The organism is Enterococcus sp. DIV0294 (genome assembly GCF_050558155.1).
Classification (GTDB): Bacteria; Bacillota; Bacilli; order Lactobacillales; family Enterococcaceae; genus Enterococcus; species Enterococcus faecalis.
The window spans coordinates 103,553-125,480 of sequence record NZ_CP187889.1 but is presented as its reverse complement, the minus strand read 5'-3'; the positions used below and the strand labels follow the sequence as shown (position 1 = coordinate 125,480).

Annotated in this window: 21 protein-coding genes; 5 read left to right on the top strand and 16 right to left on the bottom strand. The window is 37.9% G+C overall.

Annotated features, from left to right (window positions below; genetic code table 11):
* Positions 1-282: 282 nt before the first annotated feature.
* Together IGJ20_RS00555 and IGJ20_RS00550 are read right to left on the bottom strand one after the other, a co-directional pair.
* Positions 283-2,790 carry an EndoS/ChiA family endoglycosidase gene (locus IGJ20_RS00555; RefSeq protein WP_002387476.1) on the bottom strand — a complete coding sequence of 836 codons (2,508 nt, stop codon included), beginning with the start codon at positions 2,788-2,790 and terminating at the stop codon, positions 283-285.
* 210 nt (positions 2,791-3,000) lie between these two features.
* Positions 3,001-4,017, bottom strand: a complete 1,017-nt coding sequence (locus tag IGJ20_RS00550; RefSeq protein ID WP_202522269.1) for an NADP-dependent oxidoreductase — start codon at positions 4,015-4,017, stop codon at positions 3,001-3,003.
* A gap of 179 nt (positions 4,018-4,196) precedes the next feature.
* On the opposite strand from IGJ20_RS00550, the gene IGJ20_RS00545 reads away from it, so the two are divergent.
* Both IGJ20_RS00545 and IGJ20_RS00540 read left to right on the top strand, forming a co-directional pair.
* Positions 4,197-4,532, top strand: coding sequence for an ArsR/SmtB family transcription factor (locus IGJ20_RS00545; RefSeq protein ID WP_002359261.1), 336 nt, complete (start codon positions 4,197-4,199; stop codon positions 4,530-4,532).
* Positions 4,529-5,209, top strand: a complete 681-nt coding sequence (locus tag IGJ20_RS00540) for a type 1 glutamine amidotransferase domain-containing protein (RefSeq protein ID WP_002414088.1) — start codon at positions 4,529-4,531, stop codon at positions 5,207-5,209. Before IGJ20_RS00545 ends, IGJ20_RS00540 begins: the two co-directional genes overlap by 4 nt.
* Before the next feature lie 90 nt (positions 5,210-5,299).
* Here IGJ20_RS00540 and IGJ20_RS00535 read toward each other — a convergent pair whose 3' ends face one another.
* The 6 genes from IGJ20_RS00535 to IGJ20_RS00510 form a co-directional block, all read right to left on the bottom strand.
* Entirely contained in the window at positions 5,300-6,751 is a 1,452-nt protein-coding gene (locus tag IGJ20_RS00535) for a YfcC family protein (RefSeq protein WP_002356134.1), read from the bottom strand.
* A 47-nt stretch (positions 6,752-6,798) separates the two neighbouring features.
* Entirely contained in the window at positions 6,799-7,491 is a 693-nt protein-coding gene (locus IGJ20_RS00530) for a Crp/Fnr family transcriptional regulator (RefSeq protein ID WP_002356133.1), read from the bottom strand.
* Positions 7,492-7,515: 24 nt separating this feature from the next.
* Entirely contained in the window at positions 7,516-8,448 is a 933-nt protein-coding gene (gene arcC / locus IGJ20_RS00525; RefSeq protein ID WP_002356132.1) for a carbamate kinase, read from the bottom strand.
* A 105-nt stretch (positions 8,449-8,553) separates the two neighbouring features.
* The gene (gene argF, locus IGJ20_RS00520; RefSeq protein ID WP_160747730.1) at positions 8,554-9,576 is read right to left on the bottom strand and encodes an ornithine carbamoyltransferase; all 1,023 of its coding nucleotides are present in this window, start codon (positions 9,574-9,576) and stop codon (positions 8,554-8,556) included.
* A gap of 25 nt (positions 9,577-9,601) precedes the next feature.
* Positions 9,602-10,828 (bottom strand): arginine deiminase, encoded by a 1,227-nt coding sequence (gene arcA, locus IGJ20_RS00515; protein ID WP_002356129.1) that lies wholly within the window; start codon positions 10,826-10,828, stop codon positions 9,602-9,604.
* A gap of 296 nt (positions 10,829-11,124) precedes the next feature.
* Positions 11,125-11,637, bottom strand: a complete 513-nt coding sequence (locus IGJ20_RS00510) for an arginine repressor (protein WP_002403943.1) — start codon at positions 11,635-11,637, stop codon at positions 11,125-11,127.
* A gap of 218 nt (positions 11,638-11,855) precedes the next feature.
* Between IGJ20_RS00510 and IGJ20_RS00505 the strand changes: the two genes are divergently transcribed.
* On the top strand, positions 11,856-12,335 hold the full coding sequence (locus IGJ20_RS00505; protein WP_002356125.1) for an arginine repressor: 480 nt from the start codon (positions 11,856-11,858) through the stop codon (positions 12,333-12,335).
* A 156-nt stretch (positions 12,336-12,491) separates the two neighbouring features.
* On the opposite strand, the gene IGJ20_RS00500 is transcribed toward IGJ20_RS00505, so the two are convergent.
* The 3 genes from IGJ20_RS00500 to IGJ20_RS00490 form a co-directional block, all read right to left on the bottom strand.
* Complete coding sequence (locus IGJ20_RS00500; protein ID WP_231414744.1) at positions 12,492-13,568, bottom strand: hypothetical protein; 1,077 nt, start codon at positions 13,566-13,568, stop codon at positions 12,492-12,494.
* Position 13,569: 1 nt separating this feature from the next.
* Positions 13,570-14,079: an RNA polymerase sigma factor gene (locus IGJ20_RS00495; RefSeq protein ID WP_129194145.1), complete on the bottom strand. Its 510-nt coding sequence runs from the start codon at positions 14,077-14,079 to the stop codon at positions 13,570-13,572.
* Positions 14,080-14,216: 137 nt separating this feature from the next.
* Positions 14,217-14,858 (bottom strand): hypothetical protein, encoded by a 642-nt coding sequence (locus IGJ20_RS00490; RefSeq protein WP_129194146.1) that lies wholly within the window; start codon positions 14,856-14,858, stop codon positions 14,217-14,219.
* Positions 14,859-15,083: 225 nt separating this feature from the next.
* Between IGJ20_RS00490 and IGJ20_RS00485 the strand changes: the two genes are divergently transcribed.
* Positions 15,084-15,998: an alpha/beta hydrolase gene (locus IGJ20_RS00485; RefSeq protein ID WP_080005195.1), complete on the top strand. Its 915-nt coding sequence runs from the start codon at positions 15,084-15,086 to the stop codon at positions 15,996-15,998.
* A 36-nt stretch (positions 15,999-16,034) separates the two neighbouring features.
* Here the strand turns inward: IGJ20_RS00485 and serS are convergent, their stop codons facing one another.
* Genes serS through IGJ20_RS00465 form a run of 4 tightly spaced genes read right to left on the bottom strand, consistent with a single transcriptional unit; the run spans position 16,035 to position 20,029 of the window.
* Entirely contained in the window at positions 16,035-17,306 is a 1,272-nt protein-coding gene (serS, locus tag IGJ20_RS00480; RefSeq protein WP_202522268.1) for a serine--tRNA ligase, read from the bottom strand.
* Positions 17,307-17,332: 26 nt separating this feature from the next.
* Entirely contained in the window at positions 17,333-18,226 is an 894-nt protein-coding gene (sdaAA, locus tag IGJ20_RS00475) for an L-serine ammonia-lyase, iron-sulfur-dependent, subunit alpha (RefSeq protein WP_002356122.1), read from the bottom strand.
* 14 nt (positions 18,227-18,240) lie between these two features.
* On the bottom strand, positions 18,241-18,936 hold the full coding sequence (gene sdaAB / locus IGJ20_RS00470; protein WP_202242983.1) for an L-serine ammonia-lyase, iron-sulfur-dependent subunit beta: 696 nt from the start codon (positions 18,934-18,936) through the stop codon (positions 18,241-18,243).
* Positions 18,923-20,029: a PTS sugar transporter subunit IIC gene (locus tag IGJ20_RS00465; protein WP_002383466.1), complete on the bottom strand. Its 1,107-nt coding sequence runs from the start codon at positions 20,027-20,029 to the stop codon at positions 18,923-18,925. The genes sdaAB and IGJ20_RS00465 overlap by 14 nt, the downstream gene beginning before the upstream one ends.
* A gap of 316 nt (positions 20,030-20,345) precedes the next feature.
* On the opposite strand from IGJ20_RS00465, the gene IGJ20_RS00460 reads away from it, so the two are divergent.
* A complete protein-coding gene (locus tag IGJ20_RS00460; protein WP_002383467.1) occupies positions 20,346-20,966 on the top strand; it encodes a helix-turn-helix transcriptional regulator in 621 nt (206 codons plus the stop codon).
* Positions 20,967-21,024: 58 nt separating this feature from the next.
* On the opposite strand, the gene IGJ20_RS00455 is transcribed toward IGJ20_RS00460, so the two are convergent.
* Positions 21,025-21,810 carry a hypothetical protein gene (locus tag IGJ20_RS00455; RefSeq protein ID WP_002390354.1) on the bottom strand — a complete coding sequence of 262 codons (786 nt, stop codon included), beginning with the start codon at positions 21,808-21,810 and terminating at the stop codon, positions 21,025-21,027.
* Positions 21,811-21,928: the final 118 nt, after the last annotated feature.

Below are 21,928 nucleotides of genomic sequence, written 5' to 3'. Positions count from 1 at the left end.
GAACAGGAACATTTCAATAAGGCATTCCTAAATTGATTGTTGGCCCTCAAACAAATCTTCTTCCGTTAAAGAAGGCTGAGGTCGGGAAAGAACCGTTTAGCTCCGAGAAATAAGAAGAAATTTCCGAAAATTGCTCTTTAATTTTTGGAGAATTTCGGCTTATTTCCGAAGGAGTTGGTTCTGTTCCCGCCGTTTATCAGGTTTTGATCCTGGGACAAAAATCCAAAGTGATTTTTGTCCCAGGATCAGTCTTTATAGATAACTCGTTAGTTTTAACTAGTTTTATTTAACCACCATATACTCACGATAATTTTCCGAGAACGTATCCATTAGCGTATAAATTCGTTCAAAATCATAGTCACGACGAGGGTCATCATACCAAACACATTGAATACTTCCAATAATTGGAAGATTCGGGCTACCTGCTGGCACATCTGTAAATGCTTTTTTCGACATATTTGCTAAAGCATCATCATATTGATAAATGCCAGAATCAACATTGCCAGCTACCCAATACCACGCATCATTGGTATTAAAAATTTTGTGTCCTTTTTGAACAAAGTACTCAGGTTTGGCTACGTCATACCCACTCCAACCGGCTGTCCAATAAGAAATAATAATCTCTGGGTCAAATGTACCGAAAGAATCGTCGCTGTTGTAATAAATGCCATCATTGAAGCTCATTGGCTGCATGCCCGCATCTTTAATTATTTTAGCTAAATCATTCGCATAAGCGACAAAATCCTTGTAGCGCCCAGAAGATTGCAGTTTCGCCCAACCGCCTGTGTCGACATCATTTGCATACTCATCGCCACCAAAATTGAAAATTTCACTATGCGCGGAAAAATAAGCCACGTACTTACTGATAATCGCCTTTGTGAAATTCACTGCCTTTTGGTTCCCTAAATCTACTGTTCGTTTTGAGCCATCAAAAGCGGGATTTTTAATCGCTAGTTTTTCCATAGCCACTAACAAGGCATCCATATGTCCTGGACTATTAATCACGGGAATGATGTTGATGTTGCGCGCTTTCGCAAAAGCCAACAACCGATCCATTTCTTTTTGTGTTAACGCGTTGCCATTAGGATCATTGTAATACGCGTTGTTGCCTCGTTGGATTGCTTTTGAAACCCGGTTGTGGTTGTATTTTTTACCATTCACATTGACCGACATATCATCCAAGATAAACCGTAAGCCATCATTTCCTAAAATTAATTGGACATCTGTGTACCCATTTTGACTGGCTTTGGCCACTAATTCTTCCAGTTGCTCCACGGAAAAATATTTTCTTCCCGCATCAATGGAAAAGACACTTTTTAAAGGTTGTGTTTGTTTCTCTTTTAAATTATCCAAAGCTGTTTGGACCTCCGTTTGCCAAGTAGTCACTTGCGCGGCTGTATACGTTTTTCCCGCAAGTTCTGTTGCGACTGTCTCTTTTGTTGTTTGTAGTGCTTGAATCGTTTCTGGTGTATAGCTTTCTGCCTTTTCAATGGCTGTAACTGCTTGATCCAACGCACGATATAAAGTGGTTAAGTCAATGGCTAACAGGCCTTTTTCTAATTCAGCATCATAGGTGTTTGAAATCCCTTGGCCATAATCGCCACCTAAAATAGCTTTATTCACATCATAAAGCGTTGTTGCTTGTGTCACTGCTTCTGCGGCTTTATTTTGTGCTTCAAGGTCTGTGTTGGCGTAGCTAATTCGTTTTAAATAGTGTTGCGCAGCCGCTTTCATCTCTGCAAGAGAAACGCCTTTACTCTCTGCAATGGCCGTTTTTGTCCAAAGTAAATTAGAAGGTTTTATCTGATTTAAATCGTCTTCATTATAGGTGCGACCATCGCGATCTAAGGCATAGAGGAACATGCCCCCTAAATTATTTTCATAAGAATAACGAGCTACTTTATACATGTTACTTTCCATATACGGCTCTTTTGTGTCATACCAGCGGTTGCGATCTTGCTCTTCTGGGAAAGTTAATCCTGGAACAAATCGTTCCCCATTGAGAACCGGACTTAAATTATTTAATGCTCGTTGCGTGCGTTGGTCATCGCTACCATACTGTTGATACGCGAGAAAATCGAAACAGTCACTGACATCTTGTAAAGGTGGTAAATATTCTGCATTGGTATCATACAAAAATGGACGATCCGTTCCCGACTTCGGTCCAATGTATTTTGATAATGCACGAATGACACCATTAGATAGAACAATATCTTTTTCACTTGGACGAGTTTCCATGTCAATATCTAACCCATCAATTCCTAAATCATCGACAAATTTGGTTAACAACTCTTTCGCATAAGCATCAAATTCTGCTTCTGTAGGCGTTGTTCCTGCGTAAGGAACTTTTAATAGCTCGCTGTAATCAATCCCACGAACTAAACGAACACCTCGTGCATGCAGTGCTGGCGCATACTCATTTTTTAACGTATCATAAAATGGCTGTGCAAGTGCTTCTTGTCCTTTTGGCACATAACTAAAGACATTCACAATGTCAATACCATAAGGAATATCGTGCATCGTTAGCCAATTTTCATCTGGCAATGTTGTATTAACTCCTTGCATCGTTTTGTCACGCCAAGCCCGATAATAAACCATAAAATGTTTCTCTTGGGTCGGCTCATTGGCTTGGCTGATCATTGGTTGATGAAACAGACTAAATAAGATAAACGCCAAGCCAACCAATAACGAAAGACCCAGCCAACTGACAATTGTTTCTCTGTTTTCTCCTTTTCTTGTCGATAAATTGTTCCCCACTTTGAACACCATTCCTTTCTGCACTCCGTTCATTTTTGTGTATCCACCTAAAAAGAAAGCGCATACACAACCATCAATAGAATAACAAAAAATAACGAATTTGCAAAATAGAAACTGGAAAAATGAGGATTTTCTATAAAAATCTTTTCCCGCCTAAAATCACTTTTGTTAGACGGCATTTAAATGGTAAACTTTGAGACTTGCAAGAAAAACAGGCCTATTTTTCTTGCAAGTCTCCTTTACTTAGTCGTGATCAACATCGGCGATTTTCACAACAATTTTCCCTTGTGCTCGTCCTGTCAATGAATAATCCACCGCTTCTTGAATTCGGCTAAAAGGAACGACTCGGTCAATTATCGGCTGTAATTTCCCCTGTTCAATGAACTCAGTGAGTAAAGCTAATTGCTCGCCATCGGGACGCATAAACAAAAAATGATAACTAACATCTGTGGCTTGCTCCAATCGATGAATCTTGCGAGTAGCTATTTTAAAGGCCCATTGTTTCCAAAGCGGCAAGCCATACTCTTTAGCAAAACGTTCGTTGGGAATGCCTGACAATGTAACGACTTTTCCCTGAGGTTTAACCACTGAGAAAGCTTTTTCTAAGATTGTCCCCCCCATTGTATCAAACACATAATCGTAGTCGGATAAAACTTCTTCAAAATTTTGTGTCCGATAGTCAATCACTTCATCTGCTCCCAACGCTTGAACCCATTCTTTATTTCTACTGCTCGTTGTGGTGGCAACGTAAGCGCCTGCTAGTTTTGCTAATTGAATCGCAATGGTTCCAATCCCTCCTGAACCTGCTTGAGTCAGGACTTTCTGGCCTGGCTGCACATTCATAATATCATGTAGCGCTTGATAACTTGTCAAACCGACTAACGGAATGGCCGCAGCTTCTTCAAACGTTAAATTTTTCGGCTTCATAGCTACAGCCGCTTGATCCACTGCAATATATTCAGCAAAAGTTCCCACGCGATTTTTGGGTACTCGCCCGTAAACTGCATCGCCCAGCCTAAAATTTTGAACTTTTTTTCCAACAGAGACAACAATCCCAGCAAAATCACTGCCTAAAATCAGTGGCATTTGATAATTTAAAAGCATCTTTACTTTGCCATCTTTTGTTTTTAAATCAATCGGGTTAATACTGGCAGCGATAATTTTGACCAAAACATCGTTGTCATGAATGGTGGGTAAGGGCACCTCCTCGATTGCTAATTCTTTTTGTCCGTATTTATGAATTAAAGCGGCTTTCATCATTGAATCTTTCCTCTCTTTCTATCCCTTTTATCGGTTTAAAAGTTTAAACCTTTAATCAATTAGTATCTTAACGAAAAATGGGATCCACGTCAAGTTTCAGCCCTCAGCGTATTTTATTGACAAAAAACACGAAAAATGGTTTAATCGTTTAAAAATACGAACCAAAGAGGCGAAAGAATATGAAAGAATTAGAAGGAATTCAAACAGAATTTACTGCGCTTAGTGATTTTTTAATCGCATTGGGTGATGAAAAACGCCAAGCAATTATTATTGCACTGTTAGAAGACCAGGCCTGTGTTGGCCGTCGTGTCACTGAGTTAACAGAGGCGACACAACTCTCACGTCCCGCTGTTTCTCACCACTTAAAAATTTTGAAACAAGCCAAATTAATTGATTGTCGCAGTGAAGGAACTAAAAATTATTACTCACTTTCTCACGATACCACCAAAATTGAGCAACTCCAACAACTATTGACCCACATTACGTCGATTATGCCAGGGAGGAAGCAAGCATGAAAAAAATTCTCGTAGTCCTCACAAACGTTTCCCGTTATCACGGCACCGAAGAACCAACGGGCCTCTGGCTAGGTGAAGCCACGGAGTTCGTGGAAGAAGTAACCAAAGCAGGATTTTCAGTTGACTATGTTAGTCCCCAAGGAGGCTATGTCCCTTTGGATCCCCGGAGTATGAAATATGTAGATTCATCCATTATGGCGGTTTATGAAAGTGCTGATTTTCAAGAACGAGCGCTAGCGCATTCCCTCTCTCTTGAAGAAATTGAGCCAGATGAATATGCAGCAATTTACTTTACAGGAGGCCATGGCGTTATGTGGGACTTTCCTGATAACCCTCAGTTGCAAGCAATCACTCGTAGCCTTTACGAACAGGGCAAATACCTAACTTCTGTTTGTCACGGAATTGCTGGTCTTTTAAATGTCAAAGATGCGTCAGGAAATTATTTGATTGCAGATAAAACCATTACTGGCTTCACTACTGCAGAAGAAATTTTAGCCATGAAAAAAGCAGTTGTTCCTTTCTTAAACGAAACAATTGCCAAAGAACATGGTGCTACTTTTGCGAAAAAGCGTCCCTATAAAGAATTTGCGTATCAAGATGGCCGTATAATCACTGGGCAAAATCCTTTTTCTGTCCGCGCTGTCGCAAAATTGTTAATTCAACAACTATCAAAATGAAACAACAGCGACTACTTTTAGGTAGTCGCTGTTGTTTCATTGCTTCTTCTTTTTTCCGAAAGCCGAAGCCCTAACATAAAAAATTTTTGATTAGCTAAAGAGTAACATCGCGCCAATTAAGATAATTAGGTTAATTAAGCCTAAGACAATCATTGGTTTGGCCATGAATTTTGTCCAAGTGGCATATTGAACTTTGGAAATTTCCAAACCACCCATTACAACACCAGATGTTGGCGTGATCAAATTAATCAAGCCACAACCTGAAGCAAAAATCATAACCATCACTTCTGGACTTAAACCAATGTTTTTAGCTAACGCACCCATTACAGGAATAGAAACGTACGCTAAACCAGAAGTTGAAGGAATTAGGAAAGATAAACCTAAGTATAAAACAAAGGCACCGATGACAAATAAAACTGGGGAGAGTCCTTGTAATAAGCCTGCCGCTTTATCAAGGATAAATGAATCTAAATACGTTTTAGACATCAAAACAGATGCCCCGCGAGCAACTACGATAATTAAAACAACGGATAACATATCTTTGGCACCGTCGATAAATGCTTCAATGGTTTCTTTTTCAGTAAAGCGACCAATCAAGGCAGCAATGATACCTAAAAGGAAGAACCACATCGCTAAGTCGCCAAAGTACCAGTCACCGAAACTGTTGCCTGTTAAAACAGACGTCCAGCCTTTGAAAATCGTCACTCCAAAGTCGTTCCATGGAATTAAGGAAACAATCATAATGACAAAACAGAAAGCGAATACCATTAAGATTTTTTTATGACGATTCGTAAATGGCATTTCTTTCGACGCTGCTTGTCCATACGTTTTTTCCATATCCTCTTGTTCTTGTAAAGATAAAATTGTTGAACCTTTGTCAGCCTTCACTTTTTTCGCATAACGCATCACAATGAAAATAGAATAGCTAGTAGAGGCCGCCCACAAAATAGCACCGACAATTAAAATAATTCCTGTATTCGGCTGAATGCCAATACCTCGCAACGCATCCATCGCTACCCCTGTGGAGAAAGGGTTAACCGTTGAACCGATAACACCTGATCCTGCACCCAATAGCACAGTACCCACTGCGACAAACGTATCAAAACCAGCGGCGACCATGGTGGCACTCAATAAACCATAAAAAGGAATTGTTTCTTCTGCCATTCCATAAGTCGAACCACCAATAGAAAATAAAATCATTAAAATCGGAATGATTTTCAATTCGTTCCCTTTTAACTTTTTAACGACTGATTGAATCCCTGCTTCAAGAGCCCCAGTTTGTGTCACAATATTTAAAAAGCCACCGAGTACTAAAATAAAAATATTAATTTCAATGGCATCTTTAAACCCATTGAATGGAGCCATGATAATATCCGATAATTTGGCCCCTACCACGTGGTCAACCATTTTGCCATCAATTTCTCTTGGGGTAAATGGCTGGCCATTTAGCAAGACCGTTACGATACCTAAAACAATTAAAATAATAAATAAAATACTAAAAGACGAAAGCTGTTTTTTGTTTTTCTTCTTTTTTTCTGCCATATCCTTTTATACAGGAACCTACTTTCCTGTATCTCCCTTCTCTATGATTAATTACTCAATCGATCAATAAAGAATGGCGTATCTAGAAAAGTTAAGAATTTATGACTGTAGCTAATACGGTTCATTTGGACTAATTTTTTCATAACACTGCTTGCTGTTTCCCGCGTAGTTCCACTCATTCGTGCAATGTCATTAATGGTAATTGGACAAGTAATTGCAACGCGTTCTCTGTTGTCAATTCGTTCTCCTAAATCATTTAATAACATCGCCAGTGATGTCACAATCCGTTCACATGCATCATTGGTTGTTCCTTTTTGGATTTTGATCATGCTTTCTTTTAAAAGGACCGATTGTTCTTGAATCCAATGAATCAATTGCTGGGGATTATTTTGGAGAAAACGCTCAAACAGTTTAACTGGCACAAACACAACCTCAATATCCGTATAGGCAATCGCGGAGTCGTAATGAACCTCATCTTGAAACAGTCCGATTCTCGGAAAAAGAGCCTGCTTTTTCATAAAATGCAGATAGGAAAAATTACCACTGCGATCATTTTTTTCAATTTTAATGACACCTGAAACCAATAAAATCAAATGATTTCTCGGATCACCTGGATAAAAAAGGACTTGGCCTTTTTTATAGGAGCGAACGAAACTCTCGTTGCGCAATTCTGTTAGTTCTGATTCAGAAAAGTATTGAAAATCTTGATTATTTTTAGTGATTATTTTCTCTATCATCATCTTAATTCTCCTAAATACTATACTTTATTTTGTCACAACCGTTCCTACGATTTCATCGCCGCTCATACTTCCTAAGTTTTCCAAAGAAGTGATAATTGCTTGTTTATTGGGTTGGCTTTCTACAAACTGAATGGCAGCTTCAATTTTCGGTAACATACTACCTGGTGCAAAATGACCCGCTTGTTTGTATTCTTCCAACTCTGCTACAGTGACATTGGTTAATTGTTTTTCATCTGGTTTGCCATAATTAATGCACACATAATCCACGCCAGTTAAAATAACTAGTGCATCCGCATCCACTAATTCTGCTAGTTTTTCAGAAGCAAAATCTTTATCGATTACTGCTTCGACACCTTTTAATTCTTGTCCTACGACAGGGATGCCGCCGCCACCACATGAAATGGTAATTATATCATTTTTTATTAAGGTATTAATAGTCTCAGCCTCGTGGATGTCAATTGGCTTAGGACTTGGAACGACTTTGCGCCAGCCACGTCCTGCATCTTCTTTAAAAATAGCACCTGCTTGCATTGCTTCTTTGGCTTCAGCTTCTGTTAAAAATGGACCGATCGGTTTTGTTGGATTTTTGAATGCCTCATCTGCTGGATCTACGACCACCTGTGTTAAAACAGTAGCCACTTGTTTCTTGATTCCTGCTTTGTTTAATTCTTGATTAAGCGCATTGGACAACCAGTAGCCGATACTTCCTTGTGTCATAGCAACACACGTATCTAGCGGCATCGCTGGATTTTTTTCAGAATCAGCTGCTTGTTGTTGCAATAATAGATTTCCGACTTGTGGACCATTGCCATGTGAAACAATCAACCGATGCCCTTGTTTAATTAAATGAACTAAATAGGCAGATGTTTGAACTAATGCTTGCTGTTGTGCATGTGCGCTAGCATCATTTGAAAGGATGGCATTTCCGCCTAGTGCAACGACCATTTTTTTCCCCATTACAAATCCTTCTTTCCTATCATAATAAAGAATAGGCCGCCCTTCAAAAGAAACTCTTAAAGGGCGAAACAACTATTCTTTTTTCAATGTTTTTTCAGTTGCTTCCTACACACGAGGAATGAATAAGTTGCCTAAAGTAGCTGCCATGATTGCTTTAATAGAATGCATTCTGTTTTCTGCTTCTTCAAATTGACGACCATATTTACTGCGGAAGACTTCATCCGTGATTTCCATTTCAGTAATGCCGAATTTTTCAGCAACCATTTCTCCGTATTGTGTTTTCGTATCATGAAAGGCTGGCAAACAGTGTAATACGATTAAATCACCATCCATGTTTTCGGTTTTTTCTAACATAGCCATATTAATTTGATAAGGTTTCAACAGATTGACACGTTCTTCAAATTTATCTTCTTCACCCATGGACACCCAAACGTCTGTATATAACACGTTGGCTCCTTTAACACCTTTAGCAACGTCGTCTGTAATCATTAATTCTGCACCAGATTCTTTCGCAAATTCTTTTGCATAATTAACGACTTCATCAGAAGGGAACAATTCTTTTGGTGCACAAATGCGAACATTTACGCCTAAAATAGCACCTGTCACTAACAAGCTGTTTGCCATGTTGTTACGGCCATCGCCGACATATACTAAAGTGATTCCTTCTAAACGACCAAAGTTTTCTTTCACTGTCATAAAGTCCGCAATCATTTGTGTTGGATGCCATTGATCCGTTAAACCATTCCAAACAGGAACACCAGAATATTTCGCTAAATCTTCCACTACTTCTTGACTAAAGCCACGGAACTCAATCCCGTCAAACATACTACCTAAAACAATCGCTGTATCTTCAACAGATTCTTTTTTACCTAATTGAATATCGTTGGCGCCTAAATACTCAGGATGTGCCCCTAAATCAATCGCTGCTGTAGTAAATGCAGAGCGTGTCCGTGTCGAAGTTTTTTCAAATAAAAGAGCGATATTTTTTCCTTCTAAATAGTGATGTGGAATCCCTTTTTTCTTCAATTCTTTTAAGTGAATACTGAAGTCTACCAAATACTCTAATTCTGCTCTTGTAAAATCTTTTTCTGCTAATAAACTACGTCCTTGAAATACTGAATTCATGATGATTCCTCCTATTTTTGGGTGTTTTTTAAAGATCTTCACGGTAAAGTGGCATACTCATACAACGAGGGCCACCACGGCCACGTACTAGTTCACTTCCTGGAATGTAATTCAATTTCACGCCTGCTTCTTCTAGCGCTTTATTCGTAATCGTATTCCGATCGTAAACAACAACTTCCCCAGGGGCAATTGCTAATGTATTTGAACCGTCGTTCCATTGTTCACGGGCTGCTGCTGTTAAATTTCCAGCGCCGCAACGGATTAGTTGAACATTGTCTAAATGCAAGTATTTGCATAAAATGTTATCTAATGTATCTTTTTCTTTTGTAATTTGGATGTCTCCATCTGCTTTTTCAGTGATCGAGTAAACAACCAAGCCGCCTTCGATTTCTGGATGAATTGTAAATTTATCATAGTCAATCATGGTAAAAACGGTATCTAAATGCATGAATTTACGATGTTCACCGATATCAAAAGCCAAGATATTTTTGAATCCTAATTTTTGTTCAAAAATATTTCTCGCAATTTTTTCAATTGACGCGGCATCCGTTCTTTGAGAAATCCCAATGGCCACTACTTCTTTTGAAAGAATTAATTCATCGCCACCTTCAATTCTGGTTGATTCTGAACGATCATAGACTCTAGGAACCTCTTTTCCAGCAAAACGAGGATGATAATCAAAAATGTATTGCCCAAAAATGGTTTCCCGTTGTCGAGTTACTGAATACATATGATTTAAAGAAATCCCGTGCCCCATTGTCGCAAAGTTATCACGCGTGAAGTATAAGTTAGGCATTGGATCAATAATGAATGGATAATCCGCTTCAACCATATCCGTTAAAAATTCTTGCTCATATTTAGGTAATTCTTGTTTTTGAATACCAGCAATCGCTTTTTGAATAAGTTCTTCGTTGTCGTCAATTTCTAACATTAACTCTCTAACTTTTTCTTTTGCTGATTCACTGCGAATATTGGCTTCTTCTAAGAATTGGTCAATAAATTGTCGGCGGACCTCTTCATTAATCAACGCTTCAGCAGCTAAGTCCTCTAAATAGACCACTTCGATATCTTTTGATCGTAACAACTCTGCAAATGCATCATGTTCTGCTTGTGCTTTTTCTAAAAACGGAATATCATCAAACAACAGTCTCTCCAGATAATCTGGCATTAAATTTTCTAATTCCTTACCTGGACGATGTAACATCACTGTTTTCAATTTCCCGATTTCAGAAAATACATTAATTGGATGACTCATGTGAAATAACCTCCTCAACTTAATTACAAACACAGAATAACAGACCTGATTAACCTAGGACGTGAGCCATTTGCCAAACAAAATACCAAATATACAACGGTATTCTTTCTTATGCATATTTCTAGCCTAAAAGAATGCGCTTTCATAGATATTCTAAAAAAATAATGCATAATTAAATAAAAAAAAATGCATTTATTCAAAAAAAATTATTTCTCCATACACTTCATAAAGTTATAATCTTATAGAGGTAAAAGGAAGGGAGCCAGAAGTCAAAACGACTTCTGGCTCCCTTCCTTTTATGCGTTACTTTTTGACAAAGGTGTTGGCTGAATAAATTGTTGAAAATACTGCTCTAGTTCTTGTGCTTTTTCCTCGGATGATGAAACAATAATAACAGTGTCGAAGCCAGCGACAGAACATTTCTTTTCACACAAAGACACTTCATCAAGTACAGCTGAAAACAATGTTGCGTTGTCTGGTAATGTATGAACCACCAGTAAAAAGGCGACACGTTCAACTTTGGTCACTACCTCACGAATTGCTTGTATCAACTGTTCTTTTTTTCGTTCTTCTAAAGAAGTGAATTGTTCAAAAATCGTTAACCGCATCTCGCCAGACTCATCCAATGCTTTGACGACTTTTAATTCCCATAAATCCCGTGAAATCGTTGCTTGTGCGACATTTATCTCGCGCTTTTTTAATTCTCTTAACAACTCATTTTGACTATGAATTACAGTTGTTTGAATGATTTTTTTAATCAAACTTTGGCGTGTTTGCTTATTCACAAATAACACCCTTCCTACAGACATTTACAAAGCAATACTAGCAGAATCTCTCTAATTAGAATAGAAAAAGGGTCGTTTAGCCAAAAGATTCTCATTGATTTTGTCGGATATTTCGCATTTAAAAAAGTGAGACTTGCACAATTTAGTAAAACGTTGTACAGTGATTTTAGGGAATTACTGGCACCGTTTTAAATAACAGCAATGATGTTTTTTTGCATGATTAACTGAACTGGAGGAAAGTAATGAACCGATTAAAACGCCAAACGATGATTAAGCGATTGGTCACAGAAAATGAAATCCATACACAAAGTGAATTACTAGCATTATTGGAAAAAGAAAATATTCACACCACACAAGCAACTATTTCTCGTGACATTCGTGAGCTGAATTTAAACAAAGTAGACAATGGTCAAGGAGAAGCCTATTATCGTATCTTGAATAATTCTGCCCTTCGTCCAAAATATAAAACAGATGAAGAACGTCTTGTTGACATTATTATTGAAACTGGTGTTTCTTTAACACAAATAGAGTTCACAAATCTTTTAACCGTCTTACCTGGCAACGGGCAAGCCATTGGGGTTTTAATTGATCGCATACGTATCCACAACCCTCATATCTTGGGCTGCATCGCTGGGGATGATACTATCTTAATTCTTTCAAAAAATAAAGAAGATGCCCTTGAAGTTAACAACTATTTCCAGCAGTATTTGTACCACCCATAATTCATCACTTAGTAAAATCGACTATTTTTTGACATCATTGCTATTTTTATTAAAGATAAATAAAAAACTAAAACAAAAGTATTTAGCCACTTATCTTAATTTTTAAAAAGTGAGGCCGTAGTCATTCTGACTATGTCCTCACTTTCTTTACTACGCTTAGGTATTACGTAATTCAAATGACCCGATTTCAGATAAAGGTTCTCCATAGGCGTTAATTTCATTCAACTGAATTTTGTAAATGGCTCCTGATTTATCCAAAGCACTCAAACTAAACCTAAAATTAATTTCTCCAGTCAATGGGTCATATGATTCTAATTCAATCAATTGCTCTTGTTTCACACTATCTTTATAAACGGTCGCAGCTGGTCGACTGTTTGCCCTTAATGGTGCTGTGAATGTTACATCGGTTTGCAAAGCATCACTGATTGCTTGAACATCCTTAACATTTGTCACTTTACTAATAGTCGGAGATGCTGTTTCCGTTAGCGGCTTAGAGGTAAGGTTAAACGACCAATCCCCTTCATATTCCAATGCATTATCTACAGTAAAAGAAGCTTCAAGACCTTCCGCTGGTGCATTGGCCATCGCCGTATTAAATTCATCTTTATCTTGCCAATCAAATCGTTTAATTTTCAAAGTTAATTCTGCATCCTCAGGGATAACATCTTTTGTAAATACTGAGATAACTGAACCATAAAACATTTCTCCCTCAACTCGAAAAGTAGATTCTGTGAACACCCCACCATAAATATCTTCATCACTACCATTTGCATACAAACTAAGTTCAATAAACTGATGATTATCCTTGGCTTGAATATTTTTTTCCAATAATTTTTTCAATTTATCATCAGTAATTTTAAATTGATAATCAAAAGCCAGCTTTGTTTTTGTCGTGACAAATTTAGTTAGTGTGATTTCTAAATCATTGGATGTGCTAACTAAATGTAAATCAGCGGCTAACTGATTTTCTTCTGCTACATTAACACCAGGATCTTCATTAATCCCGAATGCTTGTTTAATAGCTAAATTCATTTGTGGATTAAAACTTAAAAATAACGTAAGTGATGCTACCGCTGTCAGCACTATAAAGCATCCTTTTTGTAGACTTGAAACGATTCGTTCTTGTTTAATTTCATGCTTTAAAATCTTTGCTCTATTGCTCTTCAAAGCTTGTTCTACTTCTTCTGGAATCTCCTGCTCTTCACAGATAGTAGTTAAATTCTTCTGGTCCATATTATTCTCCTTCCAATAGAATTTTTAGACGCTGACGACCACGTGCTAATCTTGTTTTTACCGTATTTTCCGGCATATCTAGCTGTTGGGCTATTTCACGAATGTTGAACCCCGAATAATAGTGTAAAATCAATGGGATTTTATATCTATCAGGCAATTCTGTGAATACTTCTTTCAACTCAATTGTATCAATAGTCTGTTTTTCAGTGACCCAATAACTTTCCTCTAACTGAATTGTTTCAATTCGTTTTTTTAAGATATCCTTTGCGCAATTAATCATGATTCTAAACAACCAACTATTAAATGTCTCTTCCTTGCGCAACTTTCTAATTTGTTTCCACGCACGTATTTCCGTTTCTTGTAAACAATCAATAACATCTTGGTTATTTTTCAGTAATTTATATGCAGAATTATACGTTACAACCTGATACATCTCACATAACTGAATAAATGCTTGGGCATCGCCTTTTTTCGCTTTCTTAACTAAGCGAACATGAGCTGACTCTCTCATTTAATCTTCAACCCCTCCTTTACTTATTAGACATCTATTTTTGGAAAAAGGTTTCATACTTTGAATGACTTTTTGATAAAACTTTAATTAGAGAAAAAAAGACAGTCTAGACCGTCTTTTTTTCTAATTAAGATTATTTAGTAAATAAAGTAACGGCTGCCATTAATTGGATTCCAAGTAGCAAAATAACCAATTAAAGGACTACCGCGAAAACTTGATGAATAATAAACAAAATTATTACTAATAGGTACAAATCTGTTATACATTCCATCAAAAAATGTAAATGTATCACGATAAGCTCTTACACCAAAATAAGGATTTCTTCGTACGTTATGAAACGAAAATCTTTGTCCACTAAATCTCCAACCACTTCCAGAAAATGGAGAAGACTGATACGGTGTAGGAAAGTTATCTAAATAAATCGGTCTCTTATTGTGGGGAGGAGACATTCCTCGGACAAGATTAGATACTTTGGGAACTTCTAGTGCTTCCATCGTTTCTGTATTAGTAGACTTAGTTTCATTAAAAGCCTTTATTTGAACCTCTTCAAGTACTTCTTGATTAACAGATTCTTCCGTTGCTTCTTCAATGAACTCAATGTATTCTAAAGACCGTTCTTGCCCCATCACTTCATTTGATATAGGATTATAGATACTACCTTCACCTGCTTCTACACGCTCTTTCATACTCTCAAAAGTCGCAGCACTTACAGTCTCTTCCCTAACTAACCAACCAACAAAAGTCCCAAATAGTAAAAATACAATTGCTCTTTTTTTCATTTAAATCCTCCTTTTAAAAAAGCGCTTTCTTTTAGACCTAATTATACACCGTGTTTTTTATCTTGTACACACTAAAAATTAATATTTTTATAATATAACAATTTATTTTGTAATAAAAAAATACGCAAGGTTGTGAATCTTTTAAAAACCAACTATAATCAAAATTAATAACTGAAAAAATAAATTTTGTTAAATATTTAAATAAATTGAAAGAAAGGGTTTCTTATGACTGAACAATTCATACTCACTTCAAACGATCAACAAACTCAGCTCAATGTACGTCATTGGCCCTGTCCTTCACCCAAAGCCGTAGTTCAATTGATTCACGGCATGGCAGAGCATATCCAACGTTATGATGAATTTGCTCGTTTTTTAAATCAATTAGGGTTTGCCGTAATTGGTCATGATCATCTAGGTCATGGCGAATCTGTACAACCAAGCGCACCGATCTATGGTTTTTTTGGAGAACAAGGGCCTGAAAATGTCGTTACAGATATTCATCAAGTGAAACAATGGGCTGTGAATCGCTATCCACAATTGCCCTATTTTATGATGGGTCACAGCATGGGGTCTTTCGCCTTGCGCAACTATCTGCAAGACTATCCTGTGACTATGCAAGGAGTCATTTTCATGGGCACTGGAACAAGTCCGTTACCTTTAACCGCAGCATTGCCTTTTATTAAAAAAATGGCCGAGAAACAGCCGAAAAAACCAGCGCCGTTCATTGATAAGCTGGCTTTTGGTTCTTTTAGCAAAAAATTTCCTGAAGCAAGTTCCTTTAATTGGCTTTCTAAAAATCAAGCCAATGTGGCTGACTATGAAAATGACCCATTAATGGGCTTCGTATTTACCAATAATGGTTTTGCTACCCTTTTTTCGCTTGTTAAACGAGCAAATCAAAGGAATTGGTACCAAGCGATCCCAAAAGAATTGCCTATTTTAATCATTAGTGGCGCTGAAGACCCAGTTGGTGATTTCAGCAAGGGGCCAGCGAAAATTCAAAAGCAATTAAAGCATGCAGGTTTTCAGCACGTGACGTTACGACTATTTCCCACATTGCGTCATGAAATTTTATTAGAAATGGAAAAAGCAACAGTTTTTCAAGAAATTGGGCATTGGTTAACGGATTTAACGAATTAAAAAAGAAGGTTGATGTCACAACATCAACCTTCTTTTTTAATCTATTTTCGTTAAACCGCCCATATAAGGACGTAGAACTTCTGGAATCGTTACGGTGCCATCTTCATTTTGATAATTTTCCAAAATGGCCGCCACTGTTCGACCAACAGCAAGTCCTGACCCATTAAGAGTGTGGGCATATTGAACATGACCCGTTTTATCACGATAACGAATCAACGCCCGACGTGCTTGGAAGTCTTCACAGTTTGAACAAGAACTAATTTCTCGATACGTTTTCTGTGCCGGAATCCAAACTTCTAAATCATAGGTTTTCGCTGCCGAGAAGCCCATGTCACCTGTCGAAAGAGTAATCACTCGATAAGGGAGGCCCAATTTTTCTAAAATGTCTCCAGCATTGTTGGTCATTTTTTCTAATTCTTCATAGGAGTGTTCTGCATCACTAAATTTAACCATTTCTACTTTATGGAACTGGTGTAAACGAATTAATCCTCGGGTATCACGACCTGCGCTACCTGCTTCCGAACGAAAAGAAGGACTTAAAGCAGTGAAATAAATCGGTAACTCTTGCGCCTCTAAAATTTCATTATTATAGTAGTTAGTTAATGGGACTTCCGCTGTGGGGATCAGCGTCAAATCACTTTCTGCAACTTGGAAGACATCTTCTTTGAACTTAGGAAACTGACCAGTGCCAAACATTGCTTTACTATTGACCAAATAAGGAGGAATCACCTCGGTATAACCATGTTCATTAACATGTTGATCTAACATAAAATTATAGACCGCTCGTTCTAAACGAGCCCCTAAGCCTTTGTAATAAAGAAAACGGCTACCAGATACTTTCGCGCCTCTTTCAAAATCTAAAATTCCTAAGGCTTCACCGATTTCCCAATGTGGTTTCGGTTCAAATGAAAAAGTTTTCGGCGTACTCCACCGCCGAACTTCTACGTTGGCGGATTCGTCTGCGCCAACAGGCACACTCTCATGAGGTAAGTTAGGCAGACGTTCTGCAATTGCTGTGCATTGTTCTTGCAAATGAACAACTTCTTGGTCTAAAACTTTAATTTGCTCGCTAACTTCTTGCATATTTAGCAACTGTTGTGAAGCATCTTTTTGTGCACGCTTTAATTGTGCAATTTCTCCTGATACCTGATTACGGTGTTTTTTCAGTTCTTCAACTTTAACAAGTAACGCTCTCCGTTCTTCATCTAAAGCCAAAAAGCGTAATAAAACTTCCTCGTCCACACCACGTGTTTTTAACTTTTTCTGCACCACTTCTACATTTTGGCGAATTTTTTTCATATCCAGCATCTTATTTCCCTCTTCATGATTAAATTTTAAACAATGGTGAATTTTACTTTTTCAAAAATCTCATTCTTCATTCGTTGGCCAGTCGCTGTGCCAGCTAAGCCACCTAAACCCGTTTCTCTCAATTCTCGTGGTAATTGACGGCCGACTTTATTCATGGCTTCCACCACTTCATCTGCTGGTATTTTATTTACAATTCCAGCTAAAGCCATATCTGCAGCGATTAACGCATTGCCTGCACCTACTGTATTTCGTTTGACACAAGGAATTTCGACTAACCCAGCCACTGGGTCACAAACTAAACCTAATAAATTCCCTAAAGCCATAGCAAAAGCTTCAGAAGATTGGCGTGGTGTTCCGCCAGCCGCTTCAACAGCTGCAGCGGCGGCCATCGCTGAAGCACTGCCTACTTCGGCTTGACATCCACCAACAGCACCAGCAATCATCGCATTGTTGGCTGTGACCATTCCAAATAAAGAACTGGTAAACAAGAAACGAATTTGTTGATCACGCGTTAAATTCAAGGTATTTTTAATCGCTGTTAAAACCCCTGGTAAGGTGCCACTTGCACCAGCAGTTGGCGTTGCGCAAACAACGCCCATTGCTGCATTGACTTCATTAGTACCTAGTGCGGCTTGAACTGCAGACATCATTAAATCACCTGATAACGTTTTGCCAGCTGCGCGGTATTTTTTTAAACGCGCCGCATCACCGCCCGTTAACCCAGTAGGAGAAAAAACGCCTGCTCCTTCTTGCGAGCGTTTGACAGCAGCATCCATGACATCCAAATTTTGACCCATCTGTGTCCAAATTTCTTCATAGCTTTTTTGGCTACGCTCCATTTCTTGCTCAATCATCAAATCAGAGATTTTTTTTCCTGTTTTTTCAGCTTTATCGATAAATTCTTCAATCGAAAGGTACATATGTCAAACTCCTATCATAATAAGATTATTTTCGATGTGTCATCTAGTGAAAACAATTGTTCTTTCACCGAGGAAATTGGTGCCGAATCTAAGTCAAAGATGAATAAAATTTGATTCCCTTCCACATAACGAGACACAGCATTCACTTGAATATTATTTTTTTGTAACGTATCTTTAAAAGCTTGCATCGCCTGCTCTTCTTGATTAATGACTATCAAAATAGGTAAAGGACCATGTAGTTGGACATTGAAACCGTCTAATTCAATGTATTTCACCTCGATAGTGCCGCCACCTACAGAAATTCCTGTTAAATGAATTTCGTGCGTTGCATCACTGAGTGTCACACATGCTGTATTAGCATGCTTCACTGGACTTTCTTCACTCATTTCTAAAAATTGAATCTCGATTCCTTGTTCTTCCGCAAGTTCAATGGATTGTGTTACGTTGGCATCATCTGCTGCTAATCCAAGAATTCCACCAATAATTGCAAAATCAGTCCCATGTCCTTTATGCGTGTCTGCAAAAGATTCATAGTATTTAATCACAATTTTTTCTGGCGTTCCGCCGAATAACTTTCTTGCTGCTAAGCCAATTGCTAAGGCCCCAGCTGTATGCGAACTAGAAGGACCAATCATAATAGGACCGATAATGTCAAAACAACTTTTGTAGTTCATTACTTTGTTCACTTTTTTAGGTTTATTGATGGCCATAGCTGTGTTCATACGTAACTCCTCCTTTGGTTTTTACTGCTTCTTTTTCTTTTTCACTGGTTACTTCCGTCGTTCCTTCAAATTCTGGTGTATTATCCACCGCTTCAATTCTGTAACGTTTAAAGACCAGCGCACCTAAAAATCCAAACATCAGACTGACCACTGTGATAATCGCTACTGCTAGTAAAGTCGTTTGAATGGCATTGTTACCTAATGTCACAAGTAAACCAGCCCACGGTGTTGCCATTCCTGTCACAGGTACTTTTAAGCCAAAGAAAGTCACTACAATACCACTAACCATTCCTGAAAATAAATTCGTTGCGTAAATAGGTATTGGATTGGAGCTGATGATATCGACTTGTGTTAATGGCTCAATTGCCACAGCTAACGGGGTTGAAGCTGTGCCTAGTTTTAACTTTTTAAATAGCGCCGCATTGACAATGGAACTGCCGTAACAAGTCAACGCACCGACAGCCATTGGTACACCAGTCAAACCAATCAAGGCAGTTAAAACCATTGAACTTAACGGTGTCATACCAACAATCGGGATAATAGCACCTAAAATTGCGCCCATCACATATGGATTGCCATCTACTGCACTTAAAATCGTGCCCCCAATAACTTCTAGGACACCTAATACAACGGGTTGAATAAAACCAGCAACTAACGAGGCTGCGACTGGAATGACTAAAATAACGACTAATAAGTCAATCCCTTCTGGAATACGTTTTTGCATCTGCTCAACAACAAAAGATAAAAGATACGCGGTAATAAAAGCTGGTAACAAGCTGACTTTAATCAATGACAGACCTAAAATAATTGAAAAAACTGGACTAATCCCGAAAGCTAGCGGCACAAGAGCTCCAGCTGCTAAACCACCTAGACTACCCATAGTTTCACCAATTTGCGACACATAATCTAAATGAAAAACGCCGCCTACTGCATACCGCAAAAATGCCTCTGGTAGAAAGGTGGCACAAGCTGCACCAGACAAAGCACTTAAAGATTTTTTCCCTCGCGGTGCTTTAAAAGAGAATAGGGACATGCCACATAAAACTAAGACTAACATCAAGATTCCTGATAACGTTTTCATTTCTTTGCCTCCAACTATATTTTTTTATAACGGATGGTACTCCTGAATAAAATTTTTATTGCTCAACAAGTGAAAGAATGAGCGAGCATTTCGATGAACTAAAGTACAATGAGTAATAAAAATTTCATTCCACATTCAGAGTATACGACTAAACAAAATTTTAGTCAATGTATTTTTTTAACGTAAAGAATCTTATTGCTTTTCCATTAAAAAAGTATTACACTAAAATTAATTTCAGTGTAGGGGAGGATATCACTTGGAGTCATATTTACGTTTAAGTGAAGTAGATAAACAAATCTTACATTCATATGCCTTAATGCTTGATGGATTAGGGAACTTCTTTGGTAGTACCCATGAAGTCATTCTTCATAGTTTAGAAAATTTGGAAAGTTCAGCTATCAAAGTCATCAATGGCCATTTCAGTAACCGCAAGGAAGGTGCCCCCATTACTGATATGGCGTTAAAAATGTTAAGTCAAGTAGAGTCGGAACATGATTACGCTGTGAAACCCTACTACAATAAAAATCAAAAAGGGGTTATTTTAAAATCTTCCACCATTCCAGTTATCGGTGAAAATGATCGTATTATTGGATTGATCTGTATCAATATGCATTTAGAAATGCCATTAATTGATTACTTGCAAGACTTATTACCTTCAGGACAACAAAATGATATGTCCCAAGAGCTTAAAAATTCTGAACATTTTTCTGACAATATTGACGAATTAATCACTACTTCACTGACAAAAGTAAAACAAGCAGTAGAAAGCGATCCAAATGTATCACATTTGAATCAAAATAAAGAAATTGTTATTCGTTTATATGATCAAGGAATTTTTAATCTCAAAGATTCTGTCATAAAGATTGCCGATCGATTAGGTATTTCAAAAAATACCATCTATTTACATATCCGCAATCATAAAAAAGAAGAAGCTTAAACCATCAAAGCCACCAACGCTAACTAGCGTTGGTGGCTTTGATCATTTCTCTTCTATTTTAATTTGGTAAGTCAAACAAGTAAGGTGTCCCTATTTCTCCATTTAACGTAACATCTAAGCGATTTTTTGTGCCGGGAACTAAATTACTGGCTGTGAAATTCCCTTGGGCATCCGCAGTAAAACTTGCTAAAATCACCCGCGCATCATCTGCACGTGACACTAAAATAGTTGCATTCGGTGCTGTTTTACCAGAAATTGTCCCTTGTTTCGGATCAATCGTAATATTGCTAAAAGAAAGCGCTGCTTCTTGTCCTGAACTTGGAATATCAATTTGGACAGGTGCACTATTCCGTTGATCAACGGTTGCGATTAATTGAGTAGTCGCTCCCGCTCTGGGACTAATTACTGTAAAATTGCCATTGGCATCCGCATAAAAAACACCTGCTTGTGCAGAAGCATCACCGACTACCGTTGCTGTAATGGTTGCATTAGGTAATGTAGTACCATTAATTTCATTTCTTTCAGGATTGAAAACAACATTGGTAATTGTAATGTTTGTATCAGGTGCTTGGTTTTGAGGGACTTCATTCGTTTCATCAGTTCCTGCAGAAGGCTGCGTGACATTTTCTGACGGATTTTCCCCTGCCACATTAGAATTTTGACCCGCGACAGACGAATGACTATTTTTCATTTCTTGTTGACTAGAGGATTTCTGCGTGGCTTTCTTTGTTTCTTGCTTTGGCTTAGAATCATTTGTGCTTGCTGTTTTTTTGTTTCCACATCCTGCTAGACTTAAAGACAATACACTGAACGTTAACATACTGAACAAAGCAATTTTTTTCATTTTCCGTTACCTCCAGAAATCTTTTTGTAACATTAATGTAACATTGTTTTAAAAATCTAGCAATAATTTTTCAACCGTTTTCCTTTTTGTTTAAAAAGAAAAAACCTGCACAAAGGCG

What these genes read in the sequence shown, in the direction of transcription:
- IGJ20_RS00555 (WP_002387476.1), bottom strand. Translation starts at nt 2,790, where the DNA reads ATGAACGGAGTGCAGAAAGGAATGGTGTTCAAAGTGGGGAACAATTTA.
- IGJ20_RS00550 (WP_202522269.1), bottom strand. Translation starts at nt 4,017, where the DNA reads ATGATGAAAGCCGCTTTAATTCATAAATACGGACAAAAAGAATTAGCA.
- IGJ20_RS00545 (WP_002359261.1), top strand. Translation starts at nt 4,197, where the DNA reads ATGAAAGAATTAGAAGGAATTCAAACAGAATTTACTGCGCTTAGTGAT.
- IGJ20_RS00540 (WP_002414088.1), top strand. Translation starts at nt 4,529, where the DNA reads ATGAAAAAAATTCTCGTAGTCCTCACAAACGTTTCCCGTTATCACGGC.
- IGJ20_RS00535 (WP_002356134.1), bottom strand. Translation starts at nt 6,751, where the DNA reads ATGGCAGAAAAAAAGAAGAAAAACAAAAAACAGCTTTCGTCTTTTAGT.
- IGJ20_RS00530 (WP_002356133.1), bottom strand. Translation starts at nt 7,491, where the DNA reads ATGATGATAGAGAAAATAATCACTAAAAATAATCAAGATTTTCAATAC.
- arcC (WP_002356132.1), bottom strand. Translation starts at nt 8,448, where the DNA reads ATGGGGAAAAAAATGGTCGTTGCACTAGGCGGAAATGCCATCCTTTCA.
- arcA (WP_002356129.1), bottom strand. Translation starts at nt 10,828, where the DNA reads ATGAGTCATCCAATTAATGTATTTTCTGAAATCGGGAAATTGAAAACA.
- IGJ20_RS00510 (WP_002403943.1), bottom strand. Translation starts at nt 11,637, where the DNA reads ATGTCTGTAGGAAGGGTGTTATTTGTGAATAAGCAAACACGCCAAAGT.
- IGJ20_RS00505 (WP_002356125.1), top strand. Translation starts at nt 11,856, where the DNA reads ATGAACCGATTAAAACGCCAAACGATGATTAAGCGATTGGTCACAGAA.
- IGJ20_RS00500 (WP_231414744.1), bottom strand. Translation starts at nt 13,568, where the DNA reads ATGGACCAGAAGAATTTAACTACTATCTGTGAAGAGCAGGAGATTCCA.
- IGJ20_RS00495 (WP_129194145.1), bottom strand. Translation starts at nt 14,079, where the DNA reads ATGAGAGAGTCAGCTCATGTTCGCTTAGTTAAGAAAGCGAAAAAAGGC.
- IGJ20_RS00490 (WP_129194146.1), bottom strand. Translation starts at nt 14,858, where the DNA reads ATGAAAAAAAGAGCAATTGTATTTTTACTATTTGGGACTTTTGTTGGT.
- IGJ20_RS00485 (WP_080005195.1), top strand. Translation starts at nt 15,084, where the DNA reads ATGACTGAACAATTCATACTCACTTCAAACGATCAACAAACTCAGCTC.
- serS (WP_202522268.1), bottom strand. Translation starts at nt 17,306, where the DNA reads ATGCTGGATATGAAAAAAATTCGCCAAAATGTAGAAGTGGTGCAGAAA.
- sdaAA (WP_002356122.1), bottom strand. Translation starts at nt 18,226, where the DNA reads ATGTACCTTTCGATTGAAGAATTTATCGATAAAGCTGAAAAAACAGGA.
- sdaAB (WP_202242983.1), bottom strand. Translation starts at nt 18,936, where the DNA reads ATGGCCATCAATAAACCTAAAAAAGTGAACAAAGTAATGAACTACAAA.
- IGJ20_RS00465 (WP_002383466.1), bottom strand. Translation starts at nt 20,029, where the DNA reads ATGAAAACGTTATCAGGAATCTTGATGTTAGTCTTAGTTTTATGTGGC.
- IGJ20_RS00460 (WP_002383467.1), top strand. Translation starts at nt 20,346, where the DNA reads ATGCTTGATGGATTAGGGAACTTCTTTGGTAGTACCCATGAAGTCATT.
- IGJ20_RS00455 (WP_002390354.1), bottom strand. Translation starts at nt 21,810, where the DNA reads ATGAAAAAAATTGCTTTGTTCAGTATGTTAACGTTCAGTGTATTGTCT.